Source organism: Arthrobacter sulfonylureivorans, from assembly GCF_047607445.1.
GTDB classification, from domain to species: domain Bacteria; phylum Actinomycetota; class Actinomycetes; order Actinomycetales; family Micrococcaceae; genus Crystallibacter; species Crystallibacter sulfonylureivorans_A.
On sequence record NZ_JBLKRT010000053.1, the window covers coordinates 1 to 16,016 of the forward strand.

General features: G+C 67.0%; 15 protein-coding genes. 11 read left to right on the forward strand and 4 right to left on the reverse strand.

Annotated features, from left to right (window positions below; genetic code table 11):
- From ACMX2H_RS17785 to ACMX2H_RS17795, 3 genes are all read left to right on the forward strand, one after another.
- Window positions 1-539: cytochrome P450 (locus ACMX2H_RS17785; protein ID WP_414962452.1), on the forward strand; the 539-nt coding region annotated here is incomplete at its 5' end.
- Between the two features lie 21 nt (window positions 540-560).
- Window positions 561-875 (forward strand): 2Fe-2S iron-sulfur cluster-binding protein, encoded by a 315-nt coding sequence (locus ACMX2H_RS17790; RefSeq protein WP_414962454.1) that lies wholly within the window; start codon window positions 561-563, stop codon window positions 873-875.
- Window positions 876-877: 2 nt separating this feature from the next.
- Complete coding sequence (locus tag ACMX2H_RS17795) at window positions 878-2,134, forward strand: NAD(P)/FAD-dependent oxidoreductase (RefSeq protein WP_414962455.1); 1,257 nt, start codon at window positions 878-880, stop codon at window positions 2,132-2,134.
- Between the two features lie 150 nt (window positions 2,135-2,284).
- On the opposite strand, the gene ACMX2H_RS17800 is transcribed toward ACMX2H_RS17795, so the two are convergent.
- Entirely contained in the window at window positions 2,285-3,691 is a 1,407-nt protein-coding gene (locus tag ACMX2H_RS17800; RefSeq protein WP_414962457.1) for an NAD-dependent succinate-semialdehyde dehydrogenase, read from the reverse strand.
- 235 nt (window positions 3,692-3,926) lie between these two features.
- A complete protein-coding gene (locus tag ACMX2H_RS17805; protein ID WP_414962459.1) occupies window positions 3,927-4,310 on the reverse strand; it encodes an RNA-binding S4 domain-containing protein in 384 nt (127 codons plus the stop codon).
- Window positions 4,311-4,497: 187 nt separating this feature from the next.
- On the opposite strand from ACMX2H_RS17805, the gene ACMX2H_RS17810 reads away from it, so the two are divergent.
- On the forward strand, window positions 4,498-5,778 hold the full coding sequence (locus tag ACMX2H_RS17810) for a glycerophosphodiester phosphodiesterase family protein (protein WP_414962461.1): 1,281 nt from the start codon (window positions 4,498-4,500) through the stop codon (window positions 5,776-5,778).
- Between the two features lie 114 nt (window positions 5,779-5,892).
- Here the strand turns inward: ACMX2H_RS17810 and ACMX2H_RS17815 are convergent, their stop codons facing one another.
- A complete protein-coding gene (locus ACMX2H_RS17815) occupies window positions 5,893-6,780 on the reverse strand; it encodes a LysR family transcriptional regulator (protein ID WP_414962463.1) in 888 nt (295 codons plus the stop codon).
- Between the two features lie 139 nt (window positions 6,781-6,919).
- Between ACMX2H_RS17815 and ACMX2H_RS17820 the strand changes: the two genes are divergently transcribed.
- The 7 genes from ACMX2H_RS17820 to ACMX2H_RS17850 all read left to right on the forward strand — a co-directional run bounded on the left by ACMX2H_RS17820 (window position 6,920) and on the right by ACMX2H_RS17850 (window position 14,974).
- Window positions 6,920-8,242 (forward strand): MFS transporter, encoded by a 1,323-nt coding sequence (locus ACMX2H_RS17820; RefSeq protein WP_414962465.1) that lies wholly within the window; start codon window positions 6,920-6,922, stop codon window positions 8,240-8,242.
- 54 nt (window positions 8,243-8,296) lie between these two features.
- Complete coding sequence (locus ACMX2H_RS17825) at window positions 8,297-9,940, forward strand: amidohydrolase (RefSeq protein ID WP_414962467.1); 1,644 nt, start codon at window positions 8,297-8,299, stop codon at window positions 9,938-9,940.
- Window positions 9,941-10,002: 62 nt separating this feature from the next.
- Window positions 10,003-11,400, forward strand: coding sequence for an MFS transporter (locus ACMX2H_RS17830; RefSeq protein WP_414962469.1), 1,398 nt, complete (start codon window positions 10,003-10,005; stop codon window positions 11,398-11,400).
- Window positions 11,397-12,191, forward strand: coding sequence for a FadR/GntR family transcriptional regulator (locus tag ACMX2H_RS17835; RefSeq protein ID WP_414962471.1), 795 nt, complete (start codon window positions 11,397-11,399; stop codon window positions 12,189-12,191). Before ACMX2H_RS17830 ends, ACMX2H_RS17835 begins: the two co-directional genes overlap by 4 nt.
- Window positions 12,192-12,366: 175 nt before the next feature.
- Window positions 12,367-13,299, forward strand: a complete 933-nt coding sequence (locus ACMX2H_RS17840) for a cytochrome b/b6 domain-containing protein (RefSeq protein WP_414962473.1) — start codon at window positions 12,367-12,369, stop codon at window positions 13,297-13,299.
- Window positions 13,300-13,478: 179 nt separating this feature from the next.
- Window positions 13,479-13,856: a hypothetical protein gene (locus ACMX2H_RS17845; protein ID WP_414962475.1), complete on the forward strand. Its 378-nt coding sequence runs from the start codon at window positions 13,479-13,481 to the stop codon at window positions 13,854-13,856.
- A gap of 101 nt (window positions 13,857-13,957) precedes the next feature.
- Window positions 13,958-14,974 (forward strand): alpha/beta hydrolase, encoded by a 1,017-nt coding sequence (locus ACMX2H_RS17850; protein ID WP_414962476.1) that lies wholly within the window; start codon window positions 13,958-13,960, stop codon window positions 14,972-14,974.
- A gap of 9 nt (window positions 14,975-14,983) precedes the next feature.
- Here the strand turns inward: ACMX2H_RS17850 and ACMX2H_RS17855 are convergent, their stop codons facing one another.
- A complete protein-coding gene (locus tag ACMX2H_RS17855) occupies window positions 14,984-15,979 on the reverse strand; it encodes an aldo/keto reductase (RefSeq protein ID WP_414962478.1) in 996 nt (331 codons plus the stop codon).
- Between the last annotated feature and the right edge of the window lie 37 nt (window positions 15,980-16,016).

Here is a 16,016-nt window from a genome sequence, read left to right on the forward strand (position 1 = left end):
CCGGGTTCACCGAGGAGGACCAGGCCAAGCTGCTCCGCTCGTTCCTTTCCGCGGGGGTGGACACCACGGTGCACGGCATCGGCAACGCCCTGCAATGCCTGGCAGAGAACCCGGAGCAGTTCGCTGTCCTGCGGGATGATCCCTCGCTGGCCCGGGCTGCCTTTGAAGAAACCGTGCGCTACTCCTCGCCCGTGCAGACCTTTTTCCGCACCACCAGCACGGACACCGAGGTCTCCGGCGTCGCGCTGCCGGAAGGCTCCAAGGTGCTGATGTTCCTCGCCGCAGCCAACCGTGATCCGCGCCAGTGGGAGAACCCCGCCGCGTTCGACATCCGGCGCAAGGCCGCGGGACACGTCGGCTTCGGCTTCGGCATCCATGCCTGCCTGGGCCAAATGCTGGCGCGGCTGGAAGGCGAGTGCTTCCTCACGGCTCTGGCCCGGCAGGTTTCGCGGCTCGAGTTGGCCGGCCAGCCGAAACAGCAGCTCAACAACACGCTCCGCGGTCTGGACAGCCTCCCGCTGCACCTGACTGCCGCCTGAGCACCACCGAAGGAAAGAACCATGCCTAAAGTAACCTTCATCCAGCCGGACGGCCTACAAAACGTGCTGGACACCGACGGAGAAACCAGCGTGATGCGCGTGGCCGTTTCCAACGGACTCCCCGGAATCGTTGCCGAGTGCGGCGGATCGGCCATGTGCGCCACCTGCCACGTCTATGTCGAAGACGGCTACCTGGACGGACTTCCGGAGATGAGCGAAGTAGAGGACGAGATGCTGGACTGCACCGCCTCCGAACGCTGCGCCAACAGCCGGCTCTCCTGCCAGCTTCCCGTGGTTTCCGACCTCGCCGTCCGGCTCCCTGACGCACAGGTCTGAGCATGGCGAAGGATGCAGGCACCCTGATCGTCGGCGCGTGCCAGACAGGAGTGCAGTTGGCGGCCAGTCTGCGCGAGTTGGGCGACACCTCGCCCATCACGTTGGTGGGGGAGGAAGCCCATGCCCCGTACCAGCGCCCGCCGCTGTCCAAGGAACTGCACGGCGGAACCATTGACGTCGCTGCGCTCTCCCTCCGGACCGTGGACTGGTACCGGGGCCAGGACATCTCGCTGATCACCGGTGAGCGGATAGTCCACGTTGAACGGGACAACGACGGCGGTGTTGCGACTTCCGCCGACGGCCGCACCTTCCGCTTCTCGCGGCTCGCCTTGGCCACCGGGGCCGCCGTGCGGCGGCTGCCGCTGGAGGGCGTGGAGCTGGGCGGCGTGCACTATCTGCGCGACGCCTCCGACGCAGCACGGCTGGCTGCGGATCTCGCAGCTGCCCGGGATGTGGTGGTGATCGGCGGCGGGTTCATCGGGCTGGAAGTAGCTGCCGGCGCCCGGACCGCCGGAAAGCGCGTCACGGTCCTGGAGGCGGCTCCGCGGCTGGTAGGCCGCGCCGTCGCGGAGGAGACCAGCGAGTACTTCCGAGCCGTACACCAGCGCCGCGGCACCCGCGTGATGCTGGATGCGCAGATCACCCGGCTGGCCGGCACCGGCGGCAAGGTTGCCGGCGTCGAACTGGCCAATGGCACCCAGGTTAGCGCCGACGTCGTGCTGATTGGCGTTGGCGTGGTGCCGCGCACCGAACTGGCCGAGCAGCTGGGACTGGCCGTGGAGAACGGGATCGAAGTGGACGAGCACGGGCTGTGTTCCGACGGAAGGACCGTGGCCGCCGGCGACTGCGCCAACCTGCCCAATCCCTATGCCCGCGGCAGCGGCGGCCGGGTGCGGATGGAGTCGGTGCCGCACGCCTTGGAACACGCGAAAACCGCTGCCGCCGCGCTGCTGGGCCGCCGCGAGCCGTACCGGATGCTGCCATGGTTCTGGTCCGACCAAGGCGACATTAAACTGCAGATTGCCGGCCTCTCCGCAGGCTTCGACCAAACGGTGCTGCGCGGTGACCCTGATTCGGACAAGTTCTCGCTGCTGTACTACCGGGAAGGCAGGATCATCGCCGCCGACTGTGTTAATTCCGCCGCCGACTTTATGGCAGTGCGGAATGCCTTGGCACGCGGTCAGGACATTCCGGCCGCGGCGGCTGCGGATCCGGGTGCCCGGTTGAAGCAGTTGACCGGGGAGCCCGCCGTCGCCTGAGCTCCCCTGGTCCGTGCCGCCGGTATCCGGGGCCGCCCGGTGTCCGGGCTCGGCCTCGCGGGGCGCCCTACCCGAAACGACGAGCGGGCAGGCGCCCTTCCCCCACGGGAAAGGGCGCCTGCCCGCTCGTGGACGCTGGATGCGCCGGGATTACTCGCCGATGTAGAAGAGGCGCTTGTTGACGAATTCGTCCATGCCCAGCGGGCCGAGTTCGCGGCCGAAACCGGAGCGCTTCACGCCGCCGAAGGGCAGGTCCGCGGCTTCGCCGACGCCGTTGACGTTGGCCATGCCGACCTCCAGGCGCTGGGCGATCTTGCGGGCGCGTTCCTCATCGGTGGAGAACACCGCGCCGCCGAGGCCGTAGTCGGTGTCGTTGGCCAGCTTCAGGGCTTCCTCGTCGCTGGAGACCTTGTAGACCACGGCCACCGGACCGAAAAGCTCTTCGCGGTAGGCGCGCATCTCAGGGGTGACGCCGGTGAGCACGGCCGGGGCCAGGTAGGCGGCGGGTCCGTCGTGCAGGGTGCCTCCGGCGTGCAGGGTGGCGCCCTTGTTCACTGCGTCCATGAGCTGCTCATGCAGTCCTTCCGCGGCAGCCCGCGAGGACAGCGGTGCAAAGGTGCCTTCGAGCTCTTCTGCCGGGTTGCCGGGCTTGAGGTCCTTGGCCAGGTTGGTCAGCTCGGCCACGAAGTCGTCGTAGATGTCCTCCATGACGATCATGCGCTTGTTGGAGTTGCAGGCCTGCCCGGTGTTCTCGATCCGGGTGGCCCAGGCCGCGGCGGCGGTGGACTTCACGTCGTCGGTGTCCAGCACCACGTACGGGTCGGAGCCACCCAGTTCCAGCACGGCCTTCTTCAGGTTCTTGCCGGCGAGTTCGCCGATGATCGCGCCGGCCCGCTCGGAGCCGGTCAGCGAGACGCCCTGGATGCGGGGGTCGGCGATGATGTCCGCGATCTGTTCGTGACTGGCGAAGACGTTGATGTACACGCCCTCGGGGACACCGGCGTCGTCCATGATCTGCTGGATGGCCAGCGCCGAGCGCGGGCAGGTTTCGGCGTGCTTGAGGATGATGGTGTTGCCCAGCACCAGGTTCGGCGCGGCGAAGCGGGCCACCTGGTAGTACGGGTAGTTCCACGGCATGATGCCCAGCAGCGGTCCGACCGGCAGCCGCTGGATCATGGCACGGCCGCCGCCGATGGCCTTGATCTCCTGCTCCGCGGCCAGCGCGGGGCCCTCGGTGGCGAAGTAGTCGAAGATGTCGGTGCAGAACTCGGCCTCGCCCTTGGATTCGGACAGCGGCTTGCCCATCTCCTCGGTGATGATTGCCGCGAGTTCGTCGGCGCGTTCGGTGAACAGTTCAGCCAGTCGGGCCACCACCTTGGCGCGGTCCGCGATCGGCACCTCGCGCCAGGAAGTGTAGGCGGCCTGGGACCTGGCGATGGCGTCCTGGACCTCGGCATCCGTGGCGGTGGGGAACTCCGCTACCACCTCGCCGGTGGAGGGGTTTTGCACCCGGTAGCCCGGCTGGGTGGACGAAGCGGCGTGGGAAGTGGTGGTCACAGCCCTGGTCTCCTTCAGATAATGACGAATCAACGGGACGGCGGCGTGGCCGTCTCCGACTCCCATCTTGTACCGTCCGGTCGGTTCTGTGAAGTGGGTTACGCTCAAGGCATGAAGGGGAAAATGCCGGCCCCGGCCATGTGATGGAACGCAGCACGGCCGGACGGTGCGAAATGAAGCGCTCCGGCTTTCACCCCCACCGGAACCGGTCCACCCTCAGCCGGGCAGCAGGCTCCTATCGTTCGCCGAGCAGCTTCTCCATGTCCCGCCGATCCTTCTTGGTGGGACGGCCGGTGCCGCGGTCGCGTTGCGGGATGCCCAGCGCCGGAGCAATCGGACGCGGGGGAGTGTGGTCGGTGAAGCAATGCGAGGCAGCCTCGGCACCCACCCGCTTGGCGATCAACCGGCGGACTTCCAGGATCCGCTCGTAACCGGGCTGCCGCACCCGCAGGGTATCCCCGGGCACTACGGACTGGGAGGCCTTGACCGGGTTTCCGTTCAAGCGCACGTGGCCGGCGCGGCAGGCGGCAGTAGCCGCGGAACGCGTCTTGTAGGCGCGGATGGCCCACAGCCACGCATCAACGCGCACCGAACTTGGGGTATTGGCTGAAGTGTTCATGCCCCTCCGAGTCTAGCGCCGGCAACCGCGCCAGTCCCGGCAGGGACGGTGGCGGTCCCTGCGTCGTCGGAAGTGATATTTCCTTTCACCGGACGTTCACAGCCAATTGGCCAGCAGGTCCGCAACCACTGTGAGGCTCGATCGAAGGGGGACTGCACGAACACCACCTACGAAGGGCCTCATTCCCATGGCATCTCGCTTGATCAGAACATTGACCTGCTCCGTCGCGGCCGTTGCCGTCGGCGCTACCCTCGGCGCCATTCCGGCCAGCGCCCAGAACACCGCCTCGAACACCGCCCCGAACACCGGCCAGAACACAGCGCAGAAGACCGGCCAGACCCACAAGGCCGGGCAGCAAGAAGCTCCGCTGCTGATCGGCCACCGTGGCGCCGCCGGTACGGCCCCGGAAAATACCGTGGCCGCGTTCAAGGACGGCCGCGCCTCGGGCGCCGACTTCTTCGAAATCGACGTCCAGCTCAGCGCCGACGGTGTGCCGTTCCTGTTCCACGACGACACCCCGGCCCGGACCACCAACGTGGAGGACGTCTTCCCGGAGCGCGCAGGCGACCCGATCACTTCCTTCACCTGGGCCGAACTGCAGCAGCTTGATGCCGGCTCCTACTTCGGCGAAGAGTTTGCCGGCGAACGCATCCCGCACCTGGACGACGCTGCCAAGGTCGCCACGGTCAACACGGGGGTGTACATCGAGATCAAGTCGCCGAAGAACTCCCCGGGCATCGAGCAGCTCGTCGCGGACGAGCTGCGCACCGAAGCCAAGTGGAAGAAGCTCGTCGCAGCGGAGAAGATCCAGGTCTTGAGCTTCGATGAGGCCTCCAACCGCACGTTCGCGCAGATCGCCCCGGAGATCGTGCTGCAGCAACTGGCCAGCACCGTGCCGGGGCCGGCCGTGCTGGAATCCTGGGCCAGTTTCGCTGATTCGGTCGGCACCAACTACCGCACCCTGACGGCGCAAAACGTGGCCGACACCAAGGCCGCCGGGCTGGTGATCGGCGTCTACACCGCCAACTCGCCCGAAGCCGTACAGCATTCCATCGATCTGGGCGTCGACGCGGTTACTGGCGACTTCCCGATCCAGACAGTCCGCTACCTGGACGGGCAGAAGCCCTTCCCGGCCGGTGCCGGAGTGGAGATTGCCGGCGCGGTCAACGATCCGGCCGGCAACGATGTGCAGCCGGAGACCGGTGAGCACGTGGTGCTGCGCAACGTCACCGGACACGCCCTGGACGTCAGCGGCTACATCATCCGCGACGCAGCCAACAACGTGCTGGAAATCGGCGACGGCTACGTCCTTGCCCCGGGCGCCGAACTGCGGGTCTACACCGGCCCCGGCACCAACAGCGGCGACGCCTACTACAACGGCGGAACCGCATCCGTACTGAACAACGGCGGCGACTCGCTGGCCCTGTGGAGCCCGCAGGGCCAGCTGCAGGACGTCTTCGCCAACTAGCGGACAACATATTCCACCAACGACGTCGGTACCTCGGCGGGGCTCCAACTCCGCCTGGCCGCCGGCGTCGTTCGGTTGAGGCCGACGGGAGCGCGCAGAAGGACCAGCCCTGCCCTACACGTTGTGCACCGCCGGAACCGGGTGGCGGTCGCGCAGCCACTCCTGGATGCCCAGCATGACTTCCCGGATTTCCCGGTGAGCATAGTGCATCCTGTCCCAGCCTCCGTAGATCGGGCTGGTCACCACCTCGCCCTCGCAGGTCAGGGGCCGCGAGGCCAGTCCGTAGTTCGGGTCGTCGAGCACCAAGCATGCCCCGCGCCCTGCGGCCGCCATCGCCTGGGCCATGCTGGATGACTCAGGCTCGACGAAATCAGTGAGCAGGACGCCCGCGCGACGGAAAGCCGCATCGGTCGCTGCCCGTACGGCGCTGCGCCGTCCCATCAGGATGAGCTCGTGGCGGGCAGCGTCCACGACGTCGATCTGGGATAGGGCTGCGAGTGGATGGTCCGCTGGCATCTGGACATTCACCGGTGTCTCGTGCAGCAGCATGCGCTCCAGCGACGCGGGCGGCAATGCTGTGGTGACCGCCATGTCTGCGTCGCCGTGCCGCAATGCGGAGTAAACGTCGGCGGGGTCACGGATCAAAGCGTCCCCAATCGGGGCTCCGGTCGCGGCGAGGTAAGGCGCAATGACATGCGTGACGGTCGCCGAGGGGCAAGCTACGGAGAGCTGCGCTGGTGCTCCTCCATGCGCCCGCATCATGTTCAGTCCGGTCTCCGCGCGATTGCAGAGATCCGTCGCTATGGGCAAGAAGTATCGTCCGGCCGCGTTGAGTGCCATTCCCTGTGCGCTGCGCTCGAAGAGCTCCCTGCCGAGTTCCCGTTCCAGAGCGGACAGCTGGCGTGACAGTGACGGTTGGCTGATATGGACCTTCTGGGCCGCTGCGGACAGCGAGCCCGTTTCGGATACGGCGATGAAATGACGCAGCGCCCGCAGTTCCACGAAATCTCCTCAGGGGTATGCGCTAGGTGAATAACAAATAAAGAAAATAGGTATTAGACAGCATAGCTGTGGGGGTGGGCACAATGGACCGCGATGAACCGCACCGTGCGGGTCATCACAGAACGAATACGAGGATCACATGAGCACCAGCAACACAGCGGTCACCGCAGCGGCCCGGGGACGCAAGGCCACTGTCGGCGCGTTCGTCGGCACCGCCATCGAGTGGTATGACTTCTACATCTTCGGCACGGCGGCGGCCCTTGTTTTCGGCAGGCTGTTCTATCCGGATGCAGACCCGGCGACCGGACTGCTGGCCTCATTTGCCACATTCTGGGTCGGGTTCCTGGCCCGGCCTATCGGCGGACTGGTCTTCGGCCATATCGGTGACCGGATCGGGCGCAAGAACACCTTGGTGATCACGCTGCTGCTGATGGGTATTGCAACCACCTGCATCGGCTTGCTGCCCACCTACGCCTCGATCGGTGTGGCAGCCCCGCTGCTGTTGGTCCTGCTGCGGGCCGTGCAGGGCCTGGCTGTCGGCGGTGAATGGGGCGGCGCAGTGGTGCTCGCCACCGAGAGTGCTGCGAAGGGGCGCAAGGGAACGGCCGGGATGTGGGTGCAGCAGGGCTCTCCCGCGGGCGCCGTGCTGGCCAGCGTGATGTTCCTGCTGGTCGGACGCCTGCCCGAAGAAGCCTTCCTCGGTTGGGGGTGGCGGGTGCCGTTCTTGCTGTCAGCAGTCCTGGTCATCGTCGCCCTCGTCATTCGGGTCAAGCTTGAAGAGTCCGAGGAATTCACCCGCTCGAAGAAGGCCGATGCGGTCGTCAAGGTCCCTGTGGTTGAAGTCTTCCGCACTGCACGCGTCCAGGTATTCCTTGGCATCGGCGCCTCAATCATGGGCATCTCGGCTGCCTACTTCAGCAACACCTTCGTGCTGTCCTGGACCACGACGGAACTCGAAGTGCCCCGCCAAACCATGCTCAATGTCATGCTCGTCATCTCAATCCTGCAGTTCGCCTGGCAGCCGGTTGCTGCGTGGGTGTCCAGCCGGATTGGCCGCACACGCCTGATGATGGTGGCACTACTGGGCAACGTCATGGTGGCCATCCCGATGTTTCTGCTGATCATGACCAAGGATCCCGTGCTGATCGGGCTGGGGCTGAGCCTGTCTGTGATTACCGGCGCGTCGTACTACGCCATGCTGGCCGGGTTGCTGGCAGCGTCCTTCCCGGCGCCGCTGCGCTACACCGGCGTCTCGGTCGCGTACCAGGTGTGTTCGTCGATCATCGGTGGGTCGACACCCTTGGTGGCGCAGTGGCTGCTGAATCTCTCCGGCGGTTCACCCTGGGCCGTCGTGGGCTACTACATGGTGCTGCTGCTGGTCACTGCAGCTTGCGTCCTGGCCCTCTCGAAACGGACCCAGGCGGAGGATATCCCGGCTGCAGAGGCCATGGTCCGGGCATGAACCCGGCCGCCTTCAAATACCAATAGCACCTACGTCTGAAGAGGACTGACTTCTATGCAGCTCGATGCAATTTTCGAGAACGGCCGGTTCCGCACATTAGATCCGCAGCGCCCCGGTGCGACCCGCATGGGCGTTTTCGGCGGACGAATCGTGGGGTTTGATGCAGACCTGGAGGGCTGTACAACCCTTGAGCGCTACGATCTGGGCGGGGCGCACGCGGTGCCAGGCTTCAACGACGCGCACCAGCACCTGAGCATGCGGGGGCGTCGGCTCCGGTCGTTGGATCTGCGCGCGCACGTGGTGGGCAGCTTGGATGACCTGTACGCCGCCGTCGAGCTATTTGCCCGCGATCTGCCACCCGGGACGTGGATCAAAGGATCGGGATACGACCAGAACAAGATCGGCGCCCATCCCACGGCAGAGATGCTGGACAAGGTCTCGGCCGGCCACCCGGTCTGGCTCGAGCACGTTTCAGCGCACATGGGCGTGGCCAACACCGAGGCTTTCCGGCTCGCCGGTTTCTCCGAAAGGTACGGAGTCCCCGACGTGCCGGGTGGTGCCGTAGAGCGCGAAGAGTCGGGCCGAGCCGTGGGGCTGTTGCAGGAGACCGCACAGCGGCTGGTCACGGACGCGTTTCGGCCCATAGGTACAGACGAAATTGTGGATTACATCAAGGCTGGCTCCGAGGTTGGTGTTTCGGAGGGCCTCACCAGCGCCACCGAACCCGGCATCGGGGCCATCGACCACATCGGCAACAGCACCATCGACTTGTACGCCTTCCAGCGGGCACGCGATCAAGGAGTGCTCGACGTCCGGATGACGCTGATGCCGTACATCACCGTGCTGCGGGACCTGGGCGCGTTGGAGGGGGAGTCTACGTGGCGCGGCCTGGACCTTGGCGTCCGGACGGGATTTGGTGACGACTACGTCCGCCTCGGACCGACGAAGATTGCCACCGACGGTTCTTTGATCGGCCGGTCCGCGTACATGTCCTGCTGCTACCACGACGACGGCGACAACCGCGGCTTCCTCCAGTTCGAGGAGGACGAGGTCCGGGTTCTGATCACTCAAGCGCACCGCGCTGGCTGGTCTGTCGCCGCCCATGCCATCGGTGATGCCGCTGTCGACGCAGCGCTGGATGCTTTCGAGCTGGCCCAAGTCCAGTACCCCCGGCACGACCCCCGCCACCGGATAGAGCATTTTGCCGTGGCCAGCGATGCGCAGGTGGCCCGGTTGGTGGAGCTGGGGGTCACCGCGGTGCCTCAGGGGCGGTTCATTAGCGAACTCGGTGATGGCATGATGCGGGCATTGGGCCCAAGCCGGTCGCTGCAATGCTATCGGATGGGTTCGCTGATCGAGGCCGGAGCAGTCCTTCCCGGCAGCAGCGATTCCCCGGTGGTGCACGGCTCGCCCTTGTTGAATATCCACGACATGGTCAACCGGGTCACTGCCGACGGCGTGCCGCTGGCACCGAATGAAGCCGTGACTCCGGCGCAGGCACTGGAAGCCTACACTGCGGGGTCTGCCTACGCGGCTGGTGAAGAGAAGAGTAAGGGCCGGCTGCAGCGGGGAATGTTGGCTGACTTCGCGGTGCTCTCTGACGACTTGTTAGCAGTGGACCCGGGGACCATTAAGGACATGTCAACGGGGGCCACGGTCATCGGCGGCCGGGTGGTTTTCAACGACGGGGCGCTGTAGGGCCTGGTTCCCGGTTTCAGCGTCAGCTCGACGGGCAAACATCAAACGTCTAATGTTTAGTGATGACATTGGACCGGACCCAGACAGAATTTCCCGCGAGCGTGAAGGACGACAAACCCGCCATCGCAGCCGTGGAGTTTGCTGACGCCCTGGTCCCGGAACTGCAGGTACCGGACGCTGCACCTGAGGCAGCCCCGGCGCGGGGTCCGGCACCTGAGCCGGCCACGGTTCAGAACGCAGTCCAGAAGCCGGCCCTTGGGCCGGCCCCCGGTCCGGTTCCGGCCGCCCGCCGCCGCTGGCTGACCGCGGCGGCGGTGGCCGCCGTCGTCCTGATCGGGCTGAATCTGCGGGCGGGGATTGCCAGTGCGGCGGCGCTGTTCCACGATCTGCAGCAGTTGTTGGGCTACGGTCCGTTGATCGCTGCGCTGTTGCCTACCGTTCCGGTGCTGTGCTTTGCGCTGGCCGGCGCCGCGACCGCCTGGCTGAGCAGCCGGATAGGGCTGGAGCGGGCCATCGCGCTGGCGCTGGCGCTGTTGGCCGCAGGACTGGGGCTGCGCGGCGTCGAGTCTGTCGGCTTCCTGCTGGCGGGCACGGTGGTGTCCATGTCGGGGCTGGCGGTCTGCAACGTGGCGATGCCGACGTTCATCCGCAAGTACTTCGCGCACCGGCCGTCGACGATGACCGGCGCCTACACCATCTCCATGTCTGTGGGAGCCACGGTGGCCGCCGCCGTCAGCGTGCCGCTGGCCATGCAGTTGGATTCTCCGCTGCTCGGCCTGGCCGCGTGGGCGCTGCTGGCTGTCGTCGGACTGGCGGTCTTCCTGCCGATGACGTTTGTTGGCCGGCGTCGGCCGGCTGCCGGCACCCGCGCCCACCTGTCGCCGTGGCCGCTGCTACGCACCCGCAAAGGCTTGTTGCTCACCGGGTTGTTCACCATCCAGGCACTGCTGGTGTACACGGTGATGGGTTGGTTCCCGTACATCCTCATCTCGCGCGGAATGTCCTCGGCGGCGGCGGGGCAAACCCTGGCGCTGGTCCAATTGGTCTCCATTCCCGCCGTCGTCCTGCTGCTGGCGATGGCGGCCCGGTCCGGCCTGCTGCGGCGTGCCTTCATGCTCACCTGCGCGGCCTCGCTGGCCGGCTATCTTGCCCTGCTGGTGCTGCCCGCGGAGCTGGCCGTGGTCCCGGCCATCCTGATCGGGCTGGGATTCGGCGTCTTCCCGCTGCTGATGTTGGTGATCAGCCGCACCGGTTCCGACGCCGCCGAGACCACCGCGCTCTCCACGCTGGCCCAGTCGGTGGGCTATCTCTTCGCTGCGCTCGGCCCGTTCGGGCTGGGCCTGCTGCACGATGCGCTGGCCGGCTGGACCGTTCCGCTGGTACTGCTGGTGGCCGGCGCGGTGCTGCAGTTGCTCCTGGCGCACGGCGTGAGTTCCCTGGTGCGGGAGGGACGGAAATGACCGCGGCTTCAGGGCAGGGCCCCTTGCACCGGCCGCCGCTGGCGGAAGAAGTCACCGCCCGGCTGCGCGAGTCCATCGCGGCGGGGCAGTGGCCGCTGGGTGGACGGATCCCGCCGGAGCCGGAACTGATGTCCAGCCTGGGCGTCTCCCGCGGCACGCTGCGCGAGGCGGTCAAGGCCCTGGCGCACGCCGGCATGTTGGAGGTGCGCCGCGGCGACGGCACCTATGTGCGCGCCACCAGCGAGATCAGCGGCACCGCACGCCGTGCCTACCGCGAGTACGACGACGAAGACGTGCTGCAGGTGCGCTTCGCCCTGGATACCCAGGCAGCCCGGCTGGCCGCACAAGCTGTGCAGGCGGCACGACCAGCGCACACGGCGCAACCGGAACACACAGCGCAGCCGGAACATTCGGGACAGGCTGCTGCGCAAGTGACTCCTGCGCCGAACGACAGCGCGGTAGCGGCGATGCGCGGCATGCTTGCCCGGCGCCGGGAGGCTTGGGCCGAGCAGGATCTGGAGGGCTGGATCGCCGCCGATTGGGACTTCCACCAGGCAGTGGCAGCGGCCTCCGGAAATCCGCTGCTGCATGAGCTGTATTCCACTTTCGGCGATGTGTTCCACGGGGCCAAGATGGCCCAGCGTTTGCGCGACGGCTTTGACGGGTGCCTGCGCGCCGGCCATGAGGACCTCGCGGATGCCATTGAAGCGGGCGACGCCGAGGCTGCGGCGCAGACGGTGATCGCCAACCTGCAGTACTGCTTGGCGTGGATGCCGCCGCGCACGCCATAGGTCCGCGCGGCAGGCAGTCGGCCGCCAGGCGCGTGGCGCAACGGCGGGCAGAGCGCCATGGGGGAGCCCACAACCAGCCACCGGTGGGGCTTGTGGCACGATCGCGCGCGGCCGGGGTACCTTGAATCACGAACCCCGGAATGTACGGGACGTGAGGGAACGAGGAAAGCTGGCGATGTCCACTTCGACGAAACCGTCCGGAAGCACGCGCAAGACGTGGCTGAAGATCACCGCGGCAGTAGCGGGCGCCGTCGTCGTGCTGTTGCTGGTGGTGTTGCTGGCCAAATGGCTGCGGACCATGCCGGGTGTGCAGGAGTTCCTGGCCACGTACCCGGGCACCTCTGAACTGCCCGAGTCGGCCCCGGTGGGACTGCCGGCCTGGCTGGGCTGGCAGCATTTCCTTAACTTCTTCTTCCTGGTACTGATCATCCGCACCGGGCTGCAGGTGCGCACCGGCACGCGCTCGCCGGCCTACTGGACCCGCAACAACCAGGGCCTGGTCAAGACCAAGAACAAGCCCACCAAGATCACGCTGAATCTTTGGTTCCACCTGACGCTGGATGCGTTGTGGGTGCTCAACGGCATCGTGTTCATGGTGCTGATCTTCGCCACCGGGCACTGGATGCGGATTGTGCCCACCAGCTGGGACGTTTTCCCGAATGCGCTGTCCACCGCTCTGCAGTACGCCTCGCTGGACTGGCCGCTGGAAAACGGCTGGGTGAACTACAACGCCCTTCAGTTGCTGAGCTACTTCGCCACCGTCTTCATCGCTGCGCCGCTGGCCATCATTTCCGGCCTGCGCACCTCGGCCGCCTGGCCCAAGAAGGCCGCGGTGAACAAGTACTTCCCGATCGAGGCCGCCCGGGCCATCCACTTCCCGGTGATGGTGTACTTCGTCGCGTTCATCGTGGTCCACGTGACGCTGGTGCTGGCCACCGGCGCCCTGCGCAACCTCAACCACATGTACGCGGCAACGGACGACGGCGGTTGGGCCGGCTTCTGGATCTTCGCCGCCTCGCTCGCGGTGACGGTTGCGGCGTGGTTCCTGGCCCGGCCGATCTTCCTGCGGCCGATCGCCTCGCTGACCGGCAAGGTCACCTCGCGCTGACCACCCAGGTCCCCTCCCCGGTGACAGGCAAGGTCACCTCGCGCTGACCTTCAAGCCACCTCCGGCTGGGCAGCGGCGTCACTTCCGAAGGATGCGCGGTCGGTCCTCCGCCAACCGCGACACGCTGCAGCCCGCGCGAACGGCGGATGCCGCGGCTTCGCGCGGTTACACTGCTCCACGTGATCACTGTTGCGGCCGTTGCCGCGTGCTGCGTCCTCGCCCTGCTGGCCGTCTTCCAGATCCTGCTTGCCGCGGGCCTGCCGCTGGGCCGGTTCGCGTGGGGAGGCAGCCACCGCGTGCTGCCGGCCAAGTTCCGCATCGGAAGCGCGGTCTCGGTCATCCTGTATGCCCTCTTTGCGGTCATCCTCTTGGATCGGGCGCAGGTTGTGGAGGCGCTGCCGGAGACACTGTCCTCGGTGCTGATCTGGGTCTTGACGGCTTACCTGTTCGTGGGCGTGCTAATGAACGCCATCTCGCGCAGCAAGCCAGAGCGGTGGACCATGACGCCCGTCGCCTTGGTGCTGGGCGTGCTCAGCCTGGCAGTTGCCCTCAGCTGACGGGCTCGCTCCGGACCGTTCACGGAAGAGACAAAATCGGGGCTTGCCCCGCGCGCACGGCAGGCTCACGATTGGTTCACCACGCCAATCGGGAGGCAGCCATGCAGGTCCGTTTCCGCCGCGCACTGATGGCCGTTGCAGTGATGGCGGCTGTCCCGGCCGCCCTTGCCGGCGGCGTGGTTCTCTGGCTGCGCTTCAGCCCCCGGCCGCTGGCGGTGCTGCTTCGGGTGCTGTCCGAGAGGGATGGCCGGCGCACCGCCCGCGCCATGACCCGCCATGTGCCGGACGGCGTCAGCGAAATCCTGGACCAGCAGTACCTCAGCAACCACGGCCACACCTACTTGGACGTGTTCTTCCCGGACGAGGCCGCGCGGGACTCGCTACGTTTGCCCACGATTGTTTGGATCCACGGCGGAGCCTGGATCTCCGGCACCAAGGACGACGTCGGCAATTACCTCCGGATCCTGGCCTCCTATGGCTTCACCACGGTTGGCGTGGACTATTCGCTGGCGCACAAGCGGCGCTACCCGGCGCCGGTGCGCCAGAGCGCCGCGGCCCTGCGCTACCTGGAGCACAATGCCGAGCGGCTGCACATCGATACCGAGCGGGTGGTGCTCGCCGGGGACTCGGCCGGGGCTCAGATCGCGGCGCAGCTGGCGCTGGTGGTCTCGGACCCGGAGTACGCCACCAAACTGGGCATCGCCTCGCCGACGACTCCGGACCGACTGCGCGCGGTGCTGTTGCATTGCGGCGCCTATGATCTGTCGCTGGCCGGGGCAGACCAAGCCGGGAACCAGAACTACCTGCGCACCGTGCTGTGGTCCTACACCGGGGCCAAGGACTACCTGGAGCGGCCGTACATTGCCCTGGCCTCCGTGGCCCGGCATGTGGGCGGCAACTTCCCGCCGGCGTTTGTCGCCGCGGGCAATACCGACCCGCTGCTGCCGCACTCACTGGCGCTGGTCAAGGCGCTGCAGAAAAACGGCACTCCGGTAGAGGAATTCTTCCCGCACACGGCTGCCGGGCTGGGGCACCAGTTCCAGTTCAACCTGGATCTGGAGGCGGCCTGGCGGGCGCTGGAGCGCAGCGTGCAATTCCTCCGCCGGTACACCGCTTGAGTGTTCCCGTTAAGCGGCGGCGAACTCCTCCGTGTCCACGTCAGCCTGGGCGGCTGGGTTGTAGCGGGGGCCGTGGACGGTGCCCTGGTTGATCAACGCCTCCAGCCGCTGTAACAGGGCGGCGTCCAGCGCCACCTCCGCGGCGCCCAGGTCCTCGTCCAAGTGGGCGGTGCTCCGGGTGCCGGGCAGCGCGATGACGTGCTCGCCGCGGGAGAGCACCCAGGCGAGGGCAAGCTGGGCAGGTGAGCAGCCGGCGTCGTGCGCGAGGGCACGGAATCCATCAAGCAACGCCAGATTCTGCGGGTAGTTCTCCGGCTGGAAGCGCGGCATGCCGCGGCGGATGTCCTTCTCCGGCAGCTCCGACGGGTCGCCCAGGGTGCCGGTGAGGAAACCGCGCGCCAGTGGACTGAAGGCGACGAAGGCCGCGCCAAGCTCCGCGCATGCGGCCAGCGTGCCCAATTCCGGGTTGCGCGTCCAGAGCGAGTATTCGGTCTGCAGGGCGGCAATCGGGTGCACCGCATGCGCCCGGCGCAGGGTGGCTGCGGAGACCTCGGACAGGCCGATTGCACCGATCTTTCCGGCGGCAACCAGATCGGCCAGCGCACCGACCGACTCCTCGATCGGGATGGTCTTGTCCCAGCGGTGCAGGTAGTAGAGGTCAATGTGGTCGGTGCGCAGCCGTTGCAGCGCGGCGTCGCAGGTGGCCTTGAGCGTTTCCGGGCGTCCGTCGATGACCCTCCGGCCGTCCACGCTGGTCATGCCGCACTTGCTGGCCAGGAAATACTCGTCCCGCCGCGGACCGAGCACCTCGCCGACCAGTTCCTCGTTCGCGGCGGCACCATAAAGCGCGGCGGTGTCAAAGTGCCGCACGCCCGAGTCCAGGGCATGCAGCAGAAGTTTTGCCGCGTCCGCGCGGGCTGGCGGGACCCCGTAGGCGTGGCTGAGGTTCATGCAGCCCAGCCCGATGCTGCCGACGTCCAGCGTGCCGATGGTTCGCGTAGTCATGCTTTTACGTTACACAGCCGCACGGACCGCCGCCGTC